Here is a 16,613-nt window from a genome sequence, read left to right as displayed (position 1 = left end):
GATCAAACTCTCCATATAAGAGTTGATTAAGCTCGAGTTGTCTTTTCGAAAAAGACTAATGATTTAAACGTTGACGTATTTGTTCGTTCAGTTTTCAAAGATCAATCCGCCGCTCAGAAGCGACTTTATTAATATATCATTCTCACGATTTAATGTCAACATCTTTTTTTGCAAGTTGTTTTTCATCGCGTCGTGGTGACGACTTTTAATATATTATCACCGTCAAAAAGAACTGTCAACAGAAATACTAAAAAAGATTCAAAAATAAAAACAGCCGCATAGGAACGGCTGCAAAATTAAATAATCCATGTCTGTATAGCAACAAGGGCAAACAATCCGGGAATACCCAAGAAACCGGAAATGGCCGAAGTGGCAAGGTTTATAGGAACATGAATGCCAATCTGATTCCCAAATGCATTTAAGAAGAATAATAAGAGTGCACCTATGATCAGTTTAATGGCTCCCTGCCCTATAAATCTTACCGGTTTTACCGGGGCCCCTATAAATAGAAGCAATAAAATTAATCCTCCCAGAATGGAGATCACTACGATAGGATCCAAAAAAAATCCTCCTCTCAGGAAACTTGTACTACTAATTTATGATTAGTGTGTACAAAAAAGACCTTAGAGGAGGACAAGTATTTTGTTTATGGACGATTTTCTTCCCGCTAAATAAACTACATTCTCACTTTAACATTTCTCTTTTTAGCTTCCCTGAATAGAAAAAAGTATTTCGCTTCGGCCAGCTTTGCCTGGCTGATTGCCTCGGGGGATGGATCAAAGCTTTTTTCCACCAGCGATTTCTGGTTGTTCCAATCTGCTTTCAATCTGTTCAGCTGCTCCAGAAGCTTCTCATCAAACTCGCTGCGAAGCCATTTTTTTCTGCGAAAAAACATATATTCCGCCTCCGTGCTTAAACTTCTCTTCTTCCCTCTAACGCTTTTGAGAGCGTTACTTCATCCGCATACTCCAGGTCTCCGCCAACCGGCAGGCCATGGGCGATCCGGGTCGCCTTTATGCCGGACGGCTTGATCAGGCGGGAGATGTACATGGCTGTTGCTTCCCCTTCAATGTTCGGATTGGTGGCAAGAATAATCTCCTGGACCGTCTCATCCTGAAGCCTTTTCAGTAAATCAGGAATATTGATATCTTCAGGGCCAATCCCATCCATCGGTGAAATTGCTCCATGCAGGACATGATACAGCCCGTTGTATTCCTTCATCTTTTCCATGGCAATAACGTCCTTCGGATCCTGGACCACACAAATGACGGACCGGTCACGTCTCTGGTCCTCACATATATAACAAGGATCCTGGTCCGTGATATGGCCGCAGACAGAGCAGTAAGATAAATTTCTTTTCGCATTGACCAGTGCTTTCGCAAAATCCAGCACAGTATCTTCTTTCATGCTTAAAACAAAAAACGCCAGACGCGCAGCCGTTTTCGGGCCGATTCCGGGCAACTTCATAAAGCTGTCAATCAGCTTGGATATCGGTTCAGGATAATGCATGTATGTTTCCTCCTATATGAAAAGGAAAAGCGCCGCGAGCATGATGGCCTGATGGATATTCCATCAGGCTATGTTCGCTGGCGCCCGGCCTGTCTGTGCTTTTAAGCACTCCTTCAGGATGTTTGATTAAAACATTCCCGGCAGGTTCATTCCTTTAGTAAATTGGCCCATCGTATCGTTTGTTAAATCTTCCGCTTTTTTCAGTGCATCGTTAGTTGCCGCCAGGACAAGGTCCTGAAGCATTTCGATATCTTCCGGATCGACAACTTCCTCTTTAATGTTAACTTCTAAAACTTGTTTATGTCCGGATACAACGACAGTCACCATTCCGCCGCCGGCTGTTCCTTCAATTCTTTTTTCGCCAAGCTCTTCCTGTGCCTGAGCCATCTTCTTTTGCATTTTCTGCATTTGCTTCATCATATTTTGCATATTTCCCATTCCACCGCGCATTTTACATACCTCCAGCTAGTTTCTATTCTTTAATTTCTATTAGTTCAGCGCCAAATAACTTGACCGCTTCAGCCACATGAGGTTCTTCCTCATTTCCGCCGAAGCCCCCGCCAGACTCATCTCCGTCACGCTGGCTGCGCAGGAAATCCTCCCTGACGCTTTGCCATTGTTCATCCGGAATGCCGACCAGCTGCAATCTCTTTCCTAAAAGCTCAAACAGGACATTCGCCAATGTATCCAGGAATTTCGCATTATCCATGGCCATCTGACAATGAATTTCATATTTGAATTTTACAATAAGAGCTGTTTCCGATGCGGCTACAGGCTCTGCTTCATTGAGAAGAGCTGCCTGAGAGCGCATCTGGTTTTGAACAAGCAGGTTCAGCATCTCGCCCCAGCGGCTCTTTACAGCCACGAGATCATTTTTCGTTGCCTGCTTCAGTACTTCATTCACTTTCCCGACTGGCGCCTGGAATCCCTTGCGTGAACTTCTCTGCGGCTTTTTCTGTACAGCAGGAGCTCCATCATCTTTCACCGCTATGCCGTTTTTCTTTAATTCAGCAAGCTCGTGCTGCAGCTGTTCGATTTGCTGCATCAGCGGCTTAATGTCTGCAGCCTGTCCTGGTCTCTCCCGCTGTTCAAGCTGGCACAGCTTCACAATCGCCACTTCCAGGAAAATCCGCGGATGGTTGGTCCATCTCATTTCCTGCTGGGCTTTGTTCAGCACTTCAATCAGCTCATAAAGCTCTTCAGGCTCCACCTCCCGGGCAAGCTGCTGGAAGTCCTCATCGAGCATAACTCTTTCCATTGATTCCTCAAGCCTAGGAGCCGCTTTATATAAAAGCATATCCCGGTAATACAGGATAAAGTCCTCTATAAAGCGGGATGGATCTTTCCCCTGAAAAAGGAGCTCCTCCAGAAATTCCAGCCCGGATGCTGCATCCCTGTCTTTAACCGCTCTTGCCAGTTTATTTAAAAACCCCTGCGACACGGCACCTGTTACAGATAGGGCATCTTCGACTGTAACGCGATCCTGGCTGAAGGAGATCGCCTGATCAAGCAGACTGAGCGCATCCCGCATCCCGCCTTCTGCGGCTCTTGCGATAATCTGCAGGGCCTGCTCTTCATAGGCTGCATCTGTTTCATCCGCAATCAGCTTCATTCTTCCTGTTATCGCCTGAGCCGTAATCCGTTTGAAATCGAATCGCTGGCAGCGGGAAATAATCGTCAGAGGAATTTTATGAGGCTCGGTTGTGGCTAAAATAAAAATAACATGCTTAGGCGGCTCTTCAAGCGTTTTTAACAGCGCATTGAAGGCTCCAATGGAAAGCATATGCACCTCATCGACGATGTAAACCTTGTATTTTACAGCATTCGGGGCATATTTCACTTTGTCCCGGATATCCCTGATTTCTTCTACACCATTATTGGATGCAGCATCGATTTCAATGACATCAGGAATTGATCCGTCTGTAATCCCTCTGCAGGCCGAACACTCATTGCATGGTTCAGTGACAGGTGCCTTCTCACAGTTAACAGCCTTTGCAAGTATTTTTGCCGCACTCGTTTTACCGGTTCCGCGGGGGCCGGAAAACAAATAGGCGTGTGATATCTTCTCCTGAAGCAGGGCGTTTTGCAAAGTCTTTGTCACATGTTCCTGCCCGACAACATCGATGAACTGCTGCGGGCGCCAAACACGATATAAAGCTTGATAACTCACTGACACGCCCCCTTCCTATGTATAGTCCTTCATCTATTATAACGTATCTAAATTCCTTTTTACAAAACCTAGAGCAAAAAATACAACAAAAAACCCACCCCGCAAAAGGATGAGTTTTAGTAACAATATAAACTGCCGTGCACCTTCCGTCGACTGGCGCCCATAGGCGTTACTTAAGCAGTTAGCTCGGCCCAGGCAACCCTGCGGCACATGGGAGCGTCCACTTAATGCTGCTTCCTTCCGGACCTGACATGATTCATGGATTCCCATTGCGCAGGACCCGGGCGTCAACACCACTTACTTAAGGCAGGCCCTACAGGACACCAGCCTCGGGAAGGGATTCAGCCTCGCTAGAGCGGATTGCGAGTACAGGGCACCGCTACCTCCCCGCCTAGCACGGCAAAGTTGATACCATATTTAGGTGCGTCTTTGTCCGACGCATTTATAAGTATACTAACAATCAGGAAAAAAAGCAATGCCTAGCCATTGTCAATTCCTGTATCCTGTTCCATCTGCAGCAATTGCCTTTTCTTTTTCTCTTCTTTCTTGCGCTTTCGCAAGTTCCGGAAAAAGCTCGAAAGCATTTCGCCGCATTCTTCTTCCAGCACCCCTGCGACGACTTCACTCTGATGATTGAACCGCTCATCCTGCAATAGGTTCATGAGCGTTCCGGCACAGCCGCCTTTCGGATCCCTGGCTCCATACACCACCTTTTGGATGCGCGACAGAATAATGGATCCCGAACACATCGGACAGGGCTCCAAAGTTACATAGAGGACGGCATTCTCCAGCCGCCAGGTTCCGAGTTTTTTGCACGCCTGATCAATGGCCAAGAGTTCCGCATGCGCAATCGCAGTCTGATTCACTTCTCGCAGGTTATGTGCCCGGGCAATAATCTCCCCGTCCAGAACAATGACTGCGCCAATCGGAACCTCCTCCAGCCCATCAGCAAGCTTAGCTTCCTTGATGGCCTCCCGCATATATAGTTCATCTTCAGTGAATGATTCCTGAATCAAATATCTTCATTCCTTCTCTTAACATCTGTGTAAAAGCGGCCCCTTTTACGAAAAATACTCTTAAAGGAGCGATTCGATGAAAAATCCGCAAGCCTATAAACCGGCTCTTATCATTATTGACATGATTAACGACTTTCATTTTCACCATGGAAAAATCCTTGCTGAAAAAGCAATGAATATCATAAAACCCATCAATGAGCTAAAGTCCGCATTTCATAAACAGGATCTCCCGGTCATTTATGTGAATGATCATTATAACCTCTGGAAGGCTGATCTCGATACGATTATGAATCATTGCCGCAATCCTGTCAGTGAGCGTATCCTTCATGAAATACACCCGTCGCCGGATGATTATTTTTTAATAAAGCCAAAGCACTCCGCTTTTTACGGCACTGCCTTAAATACTCTCCTGCACCAGCTTGGCGTCAATCTGCTTGTTATGACGGGAATCGCAGGCAATATCTGTGTCCTGTTTTCAGCCAATGACGCTTATATGAGAGAATACCGTCTGCATATACCGCATGACTGCACCGCCTCCAATGATGACCATGATAATGCAAATGCCTTAAAGATGATGGAAAACGTATTAAAAGCCAATATCTCTTCCTTCTCTGAAAACAATTATAACATTTCTTCCCTGTTTCCTTCATAAAATGGCAGTAGTGTTTAAGATGTGCTTTTCAGGGAGGGAGATAGATTGCAGATTCATGTTGTCCAGCAAAACCAGTCTTTGTTCGGCATTGCCCAGGCATATGGAACGACAGTTCAGGATCTCATTGAAGCAAATGAAATCCCCTATCCAAATAATCTGGTGATTGGCCAGACACTGGTTATTCCGATAATAGGAAGCTTTTATTGGGTGCAGCCGGGTGACAGCCTTTACTCGATTTCAAGAAGGTTCGGCATTTCTTATCAGCAGCTGGCATCAGTCAATGGCATTTCAGTAAGCCAGCCGCTTCAGGTGGGGTTTCGCCTTTATATCCCGCCCCGCCCGAAAACGAAAGCAGAATTCAATGCCTATGTGGAGCCAAGAGGCAATACAGTCGCCCCTGAACTGGAGGAAAGTGCAAGAGAAGCCGCGCCTTATTTGACCTATCTGGCGCCGTTCAGTTTCCAGGCTCTCCGCGATGGCTCTTTGAAGGAGCCGCTTCTGAATGATTTCCCAGCTATTGCGAGAGCCAATAATAATGTACTGATGATGGTGATCACCAATCAGGAAAACGATCAGTTCAGTGACGAACTGGGCAGAATATTGTTAAATGATATGGCGATTCAGAATAAATTCCTGGATAACATTACCGCAACAGCAAAGAAATACGGCTTCAGGGATATTCATTTTGACTTCGAATTTCTGCGCCCTGAGGACCGAGATGCGTATAACAATTTTCTCAGAAAAGCGAAGGCAAGATTCAGGCAGGAAGGCTGGCTGATTTCCACAGCATTAGCCCCGAAAACCAGCGCCGAACAGAAAGGGCTCTGGTATGAAGCCCACGATTATAAAGCACATGGGGAGATTGTTGATTTCGTGGTCATCATGACCTATGAATGGGGCTACAGCGGCGGTCCGGCTATGGCCGTTTCCCCGATCGGCCCAGTGAGGCAGGTATTGGAATATGCGATCAGTGAAATGCCATCTTCTAAAATCATGATGGGCCAGAACTTATATGGCTATGACTGGACGCTTCCATTTGTTCAGGGCACCACCGCAAAAGCGGTCAGTCCGCAGCAGGCCATACAGATCGCAGCGGAAAATAATGTGGCTATTCAATATGACTACAAAGCACAGGCCCCATTTTTTAATTACACAGCACCTGACGGAAAAAGGCATGAAGTCTGGTTTGAGGATGCCCGCTCCATCCAGGCGAAATTCGACTTAATCAAAGAACTGAAGCTTCGGGGAATGAGCTACTGGAAGCTAGGCCTGTCTTTCCCGCAAAATTGGCTTCTGATTACGGAAAACTTCGATGTGACAAAAAGAGCATGATCACTCAGCAGCTGCCGCTTACAGGCGGCTTTTTTATTTTTCAGAAAATATACTCTTACTTTCTTATTTCCAGCTGAAATTCCATATCCCTTCCACTCCATACTGTGATAAAATAAGCTTTGTGTCATTTTGGAACGTACCTATAAATGGTTTCTATAGATAAATAAGCAATGCAGGAGGACGATCACTATGGGGGGAATACCTTTTATTACAGTAGAGGGGCCGATTGGCGTTGGGAAAACATCTCTCGCTAAAGCAATTTCTGAGAAATTTCAGTATGCCTTGCTAAAAGAGATTGTTGATGAAAATCCTTTTTTGGGCAAATTCTATGAAAACATTGAAGAATGGAGCTTTCAGACTGAAATGTTTTTCCTCTGCAACCGCTATAAACAGCTGGTTGATATCAACAATCACTACCTGGCTCAAAATAAGCCTGTTGTGGCTGATTATCATATTTTCAAGAATCTGATCTTTGCACAGCGCACACTGAATCAGACTGAATATCAGAAGTATCTGAAGATCTACGACATTCTGACGGGTGATATGCCAAAGCCGAATGTCATCATCTATCTTAATGCCAGCCTCGAAACACTGCTCGACCGAATCGAGCTGAGAGGCCGTGAAATTGAAAAGAACATCAGTCCGTTATATCTCGAGCAATTATCCCTTGATTATGAGACGGCTATGAATGAGTTCGAAAGGCAGCACCCGGATATTCCGGTCATCCGCTTTAATGGAGATCAGCTGGATTTTGTGAAAAACGAAGCAGACTTAATGCATATATTCGATACCTTATCGACATCATTAAAAAAGAGGAGTATACACTTATGAATCTAAGGCAGAAATATGAGATTCCTTCAAACGCCGTCATTACTATTGCCGGAACCGTTGGAGTCGGAAAATCAACAATGACCAATGCGCTTGCGGATGCACTGGGGTTCCGAACCTCTTTCGAAAAGGTTGATACAAACCCTTACCTCGATAAATTCTATGCGGATTTCAACCGCTGGAGCTTTCACCTGCAGGTTTACTTCCTGGCTGAACGCTTCAAGGATCAGAAGCGCATTTTCGAATATGGCGGCGGCTTTGTTCAGGACCGATCCATTTATGAAGACACAGGCATCTTTGCGAAAATGCATTATGAAAAAGGAACGATGTCCAAGGTCGATTACGAAACCTACACCAGCTTATTTGATGCGATGGTGATGACACCATACTTCCCGCACCCTGATTTACTTATTTACCTGGAAGGCTCGCTTGATGACATTCTTTCACGCATCCAGGAGCGCGGCCGTCCGATGGAACAGCAGACACCTATTTCCTACTGGGAAGAAATGCACCAGCGCTATGAAAATTGGATCAACAGCTTTAACGCATGCCCGGTCCTGCGCCTGAATATCAATGATTATGACATCATTCAGAATGAGCAATCCATTGAGCCGATTGTGGAGCGCATTTCTTACTTCTTAAGGCAAACTCAATTATTGAAGAAATAACCGCCATATGGCGGTTTTTTTCTGTTCATTGGTTCGGAGGGTTCTGAATCCCCTGCAGAAGTGAGGGTCAAAAATTATACACAAAAAAACCGCTGATGCGATCAGCGGTTTTATGTATCTCCAATATTATGCGCGTGTTAGATGTCAATTAAAATGGAGGAGGAAAGGGGATTCGAACCCCTGCGCGGTTTGACCCGCCTGTCGGTTTTCAAGACCGATCCCTTCAGCCGGACTTGGGTATTCCTCCGCATCGACAAGAAATACTATATCATCTCTTAAAAAAGTTGTCAACATTATTTTTATAAAAAAATAGAGCGGATTAAAAACCCGCTCCGAACTTTCTCATTAAGGCTTAATGACTTCGCGATTGCCCATATAAGGACGCAATACTTCCGGAATGATGACACTTCCGTCAGCCTGCTGATAATTTTCCAAGATGGCTGCTACCGTGCGGCCGATCGCAAGGCCAGATCCATTCAGTGTGTGCACATGCTCCGGCTTGCCTTTTGCCTCGCGGCGGAAGCGGATATTGGCACGTCTCGCCTGGAATCCTTCGAAGTTACTGCAAGAAGAGATTTCTCTGTACGTGTTATAGCTTGGGATCCAAACCTCGATATCGTATTTCTTCGCAGCTGTGAATCCAAGATCGCCTGTGCACATGCTCATCACACGGTATGGCAGGCCAAGCAGCTGAAGGACTTTTTCTGCGTGTCCAGTCAGCTTTTCAAGCTCGTCATAAGACTCTTCAGGCTTCACAAACTTCACAAGCTCTACCTTATTGAACTGATGCTGGCGGATCAGCCCGCGAGTATCACGGCCGGCAGAACCTGCTTCAGAACGGAAGCATGCACTGAATGCCGCATAGTTAATCGGAAGCTCATCTGCATTCAGAATTTCTTCCCTGTGCATATTGGTGACAGGCACCTCGGCAGTTGGAATCAGGAAGTAATCCTCGCTTTCAATCAGGAACGCATCTTCTTCAAATTTCGGAAGCTGTCCTGTTCCTGTCATGCTTGCACGGTTGACCATGTATGGAGGCAGAACTTCCTTATAGCCATGTTCGTCTGTGTGCAAATCAAGCATGAAGTTGAATAAAGCACGCTCAAGGCGGGCTCCAAGACCCTTGTAGAATACAAAGCGGCTGCCTGTTACTTTGCTGGCGCGTTCGAAGTCAAGCAGGTCAAGATCTGTTGCTACATCCCAATGCGGCTTTGGTTCGAAATTGAATTCACGGACTTCTCCCCATTTGCGGATTTCCACATTATCATCTTCTGTTTCACCGTCAGGCACGCTTTCATGGGGAATGTTTGGGATGCTCAGCAGCAACTGGTCCAATTCTTCCTCGACCGTGCGGAGCTCCTCATCCAATGCTTTAATTTTGTCGCCAACTTCTCTCATTTCTGTGATTAAATGGTCTGCATCCTGCTTTTCGCGCTTCAAAGCTGCAACCTGCTGTGATACTTCATTCCTTTTGCTCTTCAGCTGTTCTGCTTCTACAATCAATTCACGTCTTTTAACATCAAGATCCTCGAATTTTCCCAGATCCGTTAAATCCTCGCCGCGGTGCTGAAGCTTGTTTTTCACTTCTTCAAAATTAGCTCTCAAAAATTTAATGTCCAGCATTTTTTTATTCCCTCCTGAAAAATAATTTAGAACACAAAAAACTCCCGTCCCCAAAAAAGGGACGAGAGTTACCCGCGTTGCCACCCTAGTTGAAAGCATAAGCTTTCCACCTTAAATCCATAACGGTTTTAACCGAAAGCATTTACTTTTCCCGGACCATACCGGGTGTTCCATGCTTTGCTCGAGGATGGATTCACAGGGTTTATTCACCGGTTCACACCAGCCACCGGCTCTCTACAGAACAAAGTTCCTGTTACTAGTTCCTCTCATTGCTTTTAAGCTATAAGAATTTTGTAATTCATAATGTACTACAATTATGTTCCATTTGCAACCAAAATATTCAAATTGCTAATTGCTTGGTCTCTTTAATCATTTCAACAAAATAGCCTGTCAGGCGATGGTCATCCGTCAGTTCCGGATGGAAGGAGCACCCGAGGAATCTGCCTTCACGCGCAGCCACAATCCGGCCATTGTGCTTGGCAAGGATTTCAACATTCTCCCCCGCCTCGACAATATGCGGCGCACGAATAAAGACTGCCGCAAAGTCTTCTGCCACTCCGGCAATATCCAGATCAGCCTCAAAGCTTTCGCGCTGGCGGCCGAATGAGTTTCTTTCTACCCGGACATCCATCACACCAATATGAGGCTCATCATAGCCAATAATGTGGTTTGCAAGGAGTATCAGCCCGGCACATGTCCCGAACATCGGCTTTCCTGACTGGGCAAACTCCTTAAGGCTGTCCATAAAATCATACTTATCAATGAGGCGTCTCATAGTCGTGCTCTCGCCGCCAGGCAGGATCAGCCCGTCGACCTCATCAAGCTGCTCTTTGCGTTTGATGACCACAGCTTCGGCGCCGCATGCTTCTACCGATAGTACATGCTCTCTGACCGCACCCTGCAGCCCTAATACTCCAACCTTTATCATGTTCAATTCTCCTTACCAGCCGCGCTCCTGCATACGAGCTTCAGGAGCCAATGAAGAAATTTCAATTCCCTTCATCGGTGTGCCAAGTTCTTTTGAAAGTTCAGCAATTAATTTGTAGTCCTGGTAATGTGTAGTTGCTTCAACAATGGCACGTGCAAATTTCGCAGGGTTTTCAGATTTGAAGATACCTGATCCTACGAACACACCGTCAGCACCAAGCTCCATCATTAGAGCTGCATCTGCAGGTGTTGCAACGCCGCCTGCTGCGAAGTTTACGACTGGAAGGCGTCCAAGGCTCTTGATTTCCAAAAGAAGCTCATACGGCGCTCCCAGAAGCTTAGCTTCTGTCATTAACTCATCTTCATTCATACCGACAACCTTGCGCACCTGTGCATTGACCTTGCGGATATGGCGCACAGCTTCAACGATGTTTCCAGTTCCAGGCTCACCCTTTGTGCGAAGCATGGAAGCACCTTCGCCAATACGGCGTGCTGCTTCACCTAAATCACGGCATCCGCAAACGAATGGAACAGTGTAGTCTCTTTTGTTCAGATGGTATTCTTCATCAGCAGGAGTTAAAACTTCACTCTCATCTATGTAATCGACACCCATCGCTTCAAGCAAACGAGCTTCTACAATATGGCCGATACGCGCTTTTGCCATTACCGGGATTGAAACTGCACCCATTACTTCTTCCATAATACGCGGATCTGCCATACGTGCCACACCGCCGGCTGCACGGATATCAGAAGGAACGCGCTCAAGTGCCATAACTGCTACTGCACCAGCTTCTTCTGCGATTTTTGCCTGCTCAGCGTTAACGACGTCCATAATTACGCCGCCTTTTTGCATTTCTGCCATTCCCCGTTTAACACGATCTGTACCTGTCTTCATGTTTATCCCCCTTCGTAAATACCATCTGCTCTGGATGGGTTAAATATTATGATAAAAATAACTTTTCAAAAAAAGGAAAATAGATTACTTTACTCGGAATTTTCCCTATTGAAAATATGCAATGAAAAAGGGCTCCTGTCAAGACAGGAAAGCCCTTTTTCTTAAAACCAACCTTTTACAGTTGAGGAAACACTTCCCCATAGGTCACCGAAGAAACCGCCGATGCTGCGCATAGTCAGCACGAACCAGTTTGCTTTTTCAACACTTTCAGCGGCTACAACATCCACCTGGATATTGCCTTTGCCTTTATCAGACAGGAACTCAAGCTTCCCGTCTTCTTTGGACTCAATCGTTAAATAGCCGACCTTTTCTCCCTTTTTAATAGGAGCAGTCAATTCACCATTTTCATTTAATTTCTTTTTATCCAGAACAAGAACGGGCTTAAAGTTTTCCTTTTCCCCATTTCTCATCACCATTTCAATGGCATCTTTAGAAGAAATCTTCACTTTATCTTCTTTCCCTTTTGTAACAGGCACTGTTTTCTGGCCTTTCACCTGATATTTGGCAGGAACGATTTCTTCTTTCGTGAAGTTGGTGAAACCGAAATCGAACATTTTCTTGGTTTCATCGAATCTGGATTTATAAGTAGCCTGGCCATTCGCTCCTTTAGCATTCATGACAACACTGATGTAGCGGTTGCCATCTCTCAGAGCAGTTCCTGTGAAGCAGTACCCGGCAAAGTCAGTTGTACCTGTTTTAAGGCCATCTGCGCCTTCATATCCATATACCAGCTCAGGAAGCATCCAGTTCCAGTTTTCCATTTTAATTTCATCGTCTGTACCCTCTCTGAAGGTCTTTCTAGGGGTACTTGCCGTTTCCAGTACTTCCGGGAACCGGTTAATCAATTCTTTAGCCAGAATAGCTGTATCTCTTGCTGACATGACGTTTTCTTCTTCAGGGCCGCCTGCAGGAGGGGATCCCTTTAAATCTCGGTTATTCAGACCGCTGGAATTAACAAATTTATAGTCTTTCAGCCCAAGCTCTGCTGCTTTTTCGTTCATCATTTTAACAAAGTTGGTTTCTGAACCGGCAATCGTTTCTGCAATCGCAATTGTTGCGCCATTCGCAGAGTATATAGCCATGGCTTCATACAATTCACGGATATTGTATTTGCCGTCTCTTCTTAACGGGACATTCGATAAGGCACGGTCCTGTGAAACTTTCCATACATATTCACTTACTGCGTATTCTTGATCCCACTTCACTTTGCCTTTTTCAACGGCTTCAAGAAGCAGGTATTCTGTCATCATTTTCGTCATACTGGCAATACCCAGTACTTTATCCGCATTTTTTTGATATAAAATCTTTCCGGTCTCTGCATCTACTAAAATAGCAGCATCGGCATTGATATTTAAAATATCTTCCGCATGTGCTTTATGTATACCAGGTAAAAGACCTAATATCATGACCAAGGCAAGGAATCCAGCGATAGACTTACGGTACAATGTTTTCTTCAATTTTACTGCCCTCCAACGTTTTAATACACTTTTGTTATTTTATCATAACTCTGATTCAAAGAATAGATAGAGTAATTACCTATTCCTGCCTCCCTTGTGGCATGATTGGCCCATTTGCTTGCACTGATATTTTCCTAGTATCCTTTTTCGGGCATAAAAATAAGCAGAAAAGGTTTCCCTCTTCTGCTTATTATTGCTGTTTTTCGCCAGCAATGTTGTCCGTTGATTTCCGCTCCAGGCTGCTCAGCGAACCGCGGGGCGTGCGGTGATCCTCCTCGACGCTGCCCGTCTGCGGGGTCTCACCTTTCCCCGTTACTCCCGCTGGACGTTGAATAAGCTCCCCCGATACACACCGCACGAAGAAAATGCGAGAGCATTTTCGAGGATCTCGTACCTTCCGCTCCAATCAACTCAGTAAATGAGATACAAAGAGCTGCGAAAAACAGCCTTATTTTTTATGAATTATAGCGAGTAGTTTGGCGCTTCTTTTGTGATCTGTACATCATGCGGATGGCTTTCTCTCAGGCCTGCACCTGTCATTTTAATGAATTGGGCATTTTCGCGAAGCTCGTGAAGATCTTTTGTTCCGCAATAGCCCATTCCGGAACGGATACCGCCGATAAGCTGGTAAATGGTATCGGATAAAGGCCCTTTATATGCAATGCGCCCTTCGATTCCCTCTGGAACGAACTTTTTATTATCTTCCTGGAAGTAACGGTCTTTTGAGCCTTTTTCCATGGCTGCAACAGAACCCATTCCTCTGTAAACCTTGAAGCGGCGTCCCTGGAAAATTTCCGTTTCGCCCGGGCTTTCAGATACACCGGCAAGAAGGCTGCCAAGCATAACGGCATGTCCGCCGGCTGCCAATGCTTTCACAATATCCCCTGAATATTTAATTCCGCCATCAGCAATAATGGACTTGCCATGCTTGCGTGCTTCGGTTGCACAGTCATAAACAGCTGTGATCTGCGGAACTCCTACACCTGCAACAACGCGTGTTGTACAAATCGATCCAGGTCCGATTCCCACTTTTACAATATCAGCACCCGCTTCAATCAAATCCTTTGTCGCTTCAGCTGTCGCAACGTTTCCGGCAATAATGGCCAGATCCGGATAAGTATTTCTGATTTCGCGTACGGTATCAAGCACGCCTTTTGAATGTCCATGTGCCGTATCCACTACGATCACATCTACATGTGATTTCACAAGCATTTCAACACGCTTCATCGTATCGCCGGTTACGCCAACTGCTGCACCTGCCAGCAGGCGTCCGCGCTCATCCTTTGCCGAGTTAGGAAACTCAATAACTTTTTCAATATCTTTAATGGTGATTAACCCTTTTAAAACACCTTCATCATCTACCAGCGGTAATTTTTCAATTTTATGCCTCTGGAGAATCTTTTCTGCTTCATCCAATGTGGTTCCAACCGGAGCCGTTACAAGGTTTTCCTTTGTCATCACATCGGAGATTTTTATCGAAAAGTCCTGAATGAATCGGAGGTCACGGTTTGTCAGAATGCCAACAAGCTTCAGTTCCTCAGTATTGTTGACGATAGGCACACCGGAAATCCGGTATTTGCCCATTAAATGTTCTGCGTCAAATACCTGCTGTTCTGGAGTGAGAAAGAATGGGTCCGTAATAACGCCGCTTTCTGAACGTTTTACTTTATCCACCTGATCAGCCTGCTGTTCTATGGACATGTTTTTATGGATAACTCCCAAACCGCCCTGGCGCGCCATAGCGATCGCCATTTCTGCTTCAGTCACCGTATCCATTCCGGCACTGATCACTGGAATGTTGAGTGCAATCTTTTCAGTCAAATTAACTTTGAGGCTTACATCACGAGGAAGCACCTCTGATTTAGATGGAACCAGTAAAACATCATCAAAAGTTAAACCTTCTTTAGCAAACTTAGTTTCCCACATCTTTTTTGACCTCCTGGACTCGAAAATATTATTAGTAGGTTATCAATTGGACAAAATACTGTCAAGGACAGATTGATATGTTGGATTTTTCAAAAGATTCGGAGGACTCTCAGTGATACATCCATTTGATTTTAAAAGCTCCTTTTTATATTTTTTTTCTGCGAACACATCACAGGAATTTTTAAAGAAATGCTACCAAAAGCAAAACCTGGATCAGGCTGAACAAAAGAGCTATGAAAACAGTTACCCTTTTATATACTATCTAGAACACGGGCAAGTATACTATGAGCAGGCAGAGAAGGCACCACTGGTCATCAAGCCGATTCTCTTTTTTTATGGCCTTGTTCACCTCGTGAAGGCCTGCATACTGACTGTGGATCCTAATTATCCGGAGACTACTTCTGTTTTGGCACACGGGGTATCTGCCCGGAAAAGAAAGAAGCAGCAATATAATTTTTTTCAGGATGAAGTGAAATTTCAAAAAAGCGGGCTTTTCCCTTATATGGGAGAAAAATTGTTTCACATGAAACATTTGGAAGGCGAAAAAACAACGATGGGAGAGTTATTTGGCCAGATTCCCGAACTTAATGACTTGTACAGCCAGACGGAGGGCCGTAAGACTTTTCTCGAAGCAGGGCTGGAAAAGGATAAATTGATTTTGCCAAAGGTGATCCTTGATCGCTTTCATATGACCGAGTCCCGTTTTGTGGAATATCTGCAGTCAAAGTCAGACTCTAATATAAGCTTTCAGGAATCAGAGGAGTCAGCATTGAAATTCAAGATGGAAAATTTGAATACATATAATTTCAAGCCATTACGATATAGTCCGGATGCCGGAAAGTTCTTCTTCCCGCTGGCTAAAGATGAATTGATTGATTTCCCTGAACTTCTTATTCATTATCTCCTGCTTTATAACTTAAGCATGATTGCCCGCTACGAAACAGAATGGTGGAGCGAACTGATTAAAATGATGCCGAATAAAGACTATCCGTTTATTCAAACATTTCTTCAAATTACGTCTGCAAAGGGGCCGTATTTGATTTATCAGTATTTGTCTGATAAGAAGCAGTAAGGTTATTGGTAGGGGTTATCCCTGGCTTCAGACTTCAGTTTGGCGTTAGGAAGAGGCAGAGTGCAGGGATAATTTAATTTAATCAGGTGGCCGGCTGTTTTCCAGGGAAGGAGCATCATTGGCGGTTTATCTAACAGGTATGAGATGTTATCGGCATGTTTTGGGTTTTATCTAGCAGGTTTATGAATTTACCCTACAGGTTTATTGATTTATCTAGCAGGGTTTGAAGTTTATCTTACATTGGCACAATTCTTCTTTAGAAAGAACAGATTTAAATTAGAAACAGACTGAATAATGAATGGCGCATATAATTTGATTCTGACGCATATATGGGCTGAGTGACGTATATCTGCATTTTTCCATAAAAAGAAGAGTCCAGTTGATTCAGAAACCTATAATTTCACACAAAAAAGAGCACCCATCAGGTGCTCTTTCAATTGCCCGGCAGCGTCCTACTCTCACAGGGGGACAGCCCCCA

16 protein-coding genes, 1 tRNA gene, 1 other RNA gene and 1 other annotated feature are annotated in these 16,613 nt (G+C 44.9%); of the genes, 5 read left to right on the top strand and 13 right to left on the bottom strand.

Features of this window, described 5'->3' with window-relative positions; translation table 11 throughout:
• Positions 1–296 precede the first annotated feature (296 nt).
• From AC3WTL_RS25480 to tadA, 7 genes are all read right to left on the bottom strand, one after another.
• A complete protein-coding gene (locus tag AC3WTL_RS25480; protein ID WP_035333490.1) occupies positions 297–560 on the bottom strand; it encodes a pro-sigmaK processing inhibitor BofA family protein in 264 nt (87 codons plus the stop codon).
• 116 nt (positions 561–676) lie between these two features.
• Positions 677–895 (bottom strand): YaaL family protein, encoded by a 219-nt coding sequence (locus AC3WTL_RS25475; protein ID WP_492370262.1) that lies wholly within the window; start codon positions 893–895, stop codon positions 677–679.
• 17 nt (positions 896–912) lie between these two features.
• On the bottom strand, positions 913–1,509 hold the full coding sequence (gene recR / locus AC3WTL_RS25470) for a recombination mediator RecR (protein ID WP_009336775.1): 597 nt from the start codon (positions 1,507–1,509) through the stop codon (positions 913–915).
• 126 nt (positions 1,510–1,635) lie between these two features.
• Positions 1,636–1,959 carry a YbaB/EbfC family nucleoid-associated protein gene (locus AC3WTL_RS25465; protein WP_048011083.1) on the bottom strand — a complete coding sequence of 108 codons (324 nt, stop codon included), beginning with the start codon at positions 1,957–1,959 and terminating at the stop codon, positions 1,636–1,638.
• A gap of 22 nt (positions 1,960–1,981) precedes the next feature.
• Positions 1,982–3,679, bottom strand: coding sequence for a DNA polymerase III subunit gamma/tau (gene dnaX, locus AC3WTL_RS25460; protein ID WP_048011082.1), 1,698 nt, complete (start codon positions 3,677–3,679; stop codon positions 1,982–1,984).
• Between the two features lie 135 nt (positions 3,680–3,814).
• An RNA gene (gene ffs / locus AC3WTL_RS25455) (signal recognition particle sRNA large type) lies at positions 3,815–4,079 on the bottom strand.
• Positions 4,080–4,158: 79 nt separating this feature from the next.
• Positions 4,159–4,695, bottom strand: coding sequence for a tRNA adenosine(34) deaminase TadA (tadA, locus tag AC3WTL_RS25450; protein ID WP_492370261.1), 537 nt, complete (start codon positions 4,693–4,695; stop codon positions 4,159–4,161).
• Between the two features lie 76 nt (positions 4,696–4,771).
• Here tadA and AC3WTL_RS25445 point away from each other — a divergent pair, with 76 nt between their 5' ends.
• The 4 genes from AC3WTL_RS25445 to AC3WTL_RS25430 all read left to right on the top strand — a co-directional run bounded on the left by AC3WTL_RS25445 (position 4,772) and on the right by AC3WTL_RS25430 (position 8,175).
• Positions 4,772–5,347 (top strand): cysteine hydrolase family protein, encoded by a 576-nt coding sequence (locus AC3WTL_RS25445; RefSeq protein WP_492370260.1) that lies wholly within the window; start codon positions 4,772–4,774, stop codon positions 5,345–5,347.
• A 45-nt stretch (positions 5,348–5,392) separates the two neighbouring features.
• Positions 5,393–6,679 carry a LysM peptidoglycan-binding domain-containing protein gene (locus AC3WTL_RS25440; RefSeq protein ID WP_492370259.1) on the top strand — a complete coding sequence of 429 codons (1,287 nt, stop codon included), beginning with the start codon at positions 5,393–5,395 and terminating at the stop codon, positions 6,677–6,679.
• A gap of 189 nt (positions 6,680–6,868) precedes the next feature.
• Entirely contained in the window at positions 6,869–7,510 is a 642-nt protein-coding gene (locus AC3WTL_RS25435; RefSeq protein ID WP_163145280.1) for a deoxynucleoside kinase, read from the top strand.
• A complete protein-coding gene (locus AC3WTL_RS25430; protein WP_035333477.1) occupies positions 7,507–8,175 on the top strand; it encodes a deoxynucleoside kinase in 669 nt (222 codons plus the stop codon). Before AC3WTL_RS25435 ends, AC3WTL_RS25430 begins: the two co-directional genes overlap by 4 nt.
• A gap of 154 nt (positions 8,176–8,329) precedes the next feature.
• Here AC3WTL_RS25430 and AC3WTL_RS25425 read toward each other — a convergent pair.
• The 6 genes from AC3WTL_RS25425 to guaB all read right to left on the bottom strand — a co-directional run bounded on the left by AC3WTL_RS25425 (position 8,330) and on the right by guaB (position 15,063).
• A tRNA-Ser gene (locus AC3WTL_RS25425) sits at positions 8,330–8,422 on the bottom strand.
• A gap of 98 nt (positions 8,423–8,520) precedes the next feature.
• The gene (gene serS, locus AC3WTL_RS25420) at positions 8,521–9,798 is read right to left on the bottom strand and encodes a serine--tRNA ligase (protein ID WP_159346801.1); all 1,278 of its coding nucleotides are present in this window, start codon (positions 9,796–9,798) and stop codon (positions 8,521–8,523) included.
• 54 nt (positions 9,799–9,852) lie between these two features.
• Positions 9,853–10,077: a binding site (T-box leader), on the bottom strand.
• Between the two features lie 61 nt (positions 10,078–10,138).
• A complete protein-coding gene (pdxT, locus tag AC3WTL_RS25415; protein WP_197212698.1) occupies positions 10,139–10,726 on the bottom strand; it encodes a pyridoxal 5'-phosphate synthase glutaminase subunit PdxT in 588 nt (195 codons plus the stop codon).
• Positions 10,727–10,738: 12 nt separating this feature from the next.
• On the bottom strand, positions 10,739–11,620 hold the full coding sequence (gene pdxS / locus AC3WTL_RS25410) for a pyridoxal 5'-phosphate synthase lyase subunit PdxS (protein WP_009336764.1): 882 nt from the start codon (positions 11,618–11,620) through the stop codon (positions 10,739–10,741).
• Between the two features lie 161 nt (positions 11,621–11,781).
• Entirely contained in the window at positions 11,782–13,086 is a 1,305-nt protein-coding gene (locus tag AC3WTL_RS25405; protein ID WP_227889149.1) for a D-alanyl-D-alanine carboxypeptidase family protein, read from the bottom strand.
• Between the two features lie 513 nt (positions 13,087–13,599).
• Positions 13,600–15,063, bottom strand: coding sequence for an IMP dehydrogenase (gene guaB / locus AC3WTL_RS25400; protein ID WP_048011074.1), 1,464 nt, complete (start codon positions 15,061–15,063; stop codon positions 13,600–13,602).
• Positions 15,064–15,175: 112 nt separating this feature from the next.
• Between guaB and AC3WTL_RS25395 the strand changes: the two genes are divergently transcribed.
• Complete coding sequence (locus AC3WTL_RS25395) at positions 15,176–16,135, top strand: YaaC family protein (RefSeq protein WP_492370258.1); 960 nt, start codon at positions 15,176–15,178, stop codon at positions 16,133–16,135.
• Positions 16,136–16,613: the final 478 nt, after the last annotated feature.

The sequence above is a fragment of the Cytobacillus sp. EB106-05-05-XG126 genome (assembly GCF_058791715.1).
This window is presented reverse-complemented; position numbering and strand designations above follow the sequence as displayed.

Bases quoted from the DNA above. Each gene is read 5' to 3' on its own strand.
- AC3WTL_RS25465 (WP_048011083.1), bottom strand. From the start codon at position 1,959: ATGCGCGGTGGAATGGGAAATATGCAAAATATGATGAAGCAAATGCAG.
- guaB (WP_048011074.1), bottom strand. From the start codon at position 15,063: ATGTGGGAAACTAAGTTTGCTAAAGAAGGTTTAACTTTTGATGATGTT.
- serS (WP_159346801.1), bottom strand. From the start codon at position 9,798: ATGCTGGACATTAAATTTTTGAGAGCTAATTTTGAAGAAGTGAAAAAC.
- pdxS (WP_009336764.1), bottom strand. From the start codon at position 11,620: ATGAAGACAGGTACAGATCGTGTTAAACGGGGAATGGCAGAAATGCAA.
- AC3WTL_RS25430 (WP_035333477.1), top strand. From the start codon at position 7,507: ATGAATCTAAGGCAGAAATATGAGATTCCTTCAAACGCCGTCATTACT.
- AC3WTL_RS25445 (WP_492370260.1), top strand. From the start codon at position 4,772: ATGAAAAATCCGCAAGCCTATAAACCGGCTCTTATCATTATTGACATG.
- recR (WP_009336775.1), bottom strand. From the start codon at position 1,509: ATGCATTATCCTGAACCGATATCCAAGCTGATTGACAGCTTTATGAAG.
- pdxT (WP_197212698.1), bottom strand. From the start codon at position 10,726: ATGATAAAGGTTGGAGTATTAGGGCTGCAGGGTGCGGTCAGAGAGCAT.
- AC3WTL_RS25435 (WP_163145280.1), top strand. From the start codon at position 6,869: ATGGGGGGAATACCTTTTATTACAGTAGAGGGGCCGATTGGCGTTGGG.
- AC3WTL_RS25405 (WP_227889149.1), bottom strand. From the start codon at position 13,086: ATGATATTAGGTCTTTTACCTGGTATACATAAAGCACATGCGGAAGAT.
- AC3WTL_RS25475 (WP_492370262.1), bottom strand. From the start codon at position 895: ATGTTTTTTCGCAGAAAAAAATGGCTTCGCAGCGAGTTTGATGAGAAG.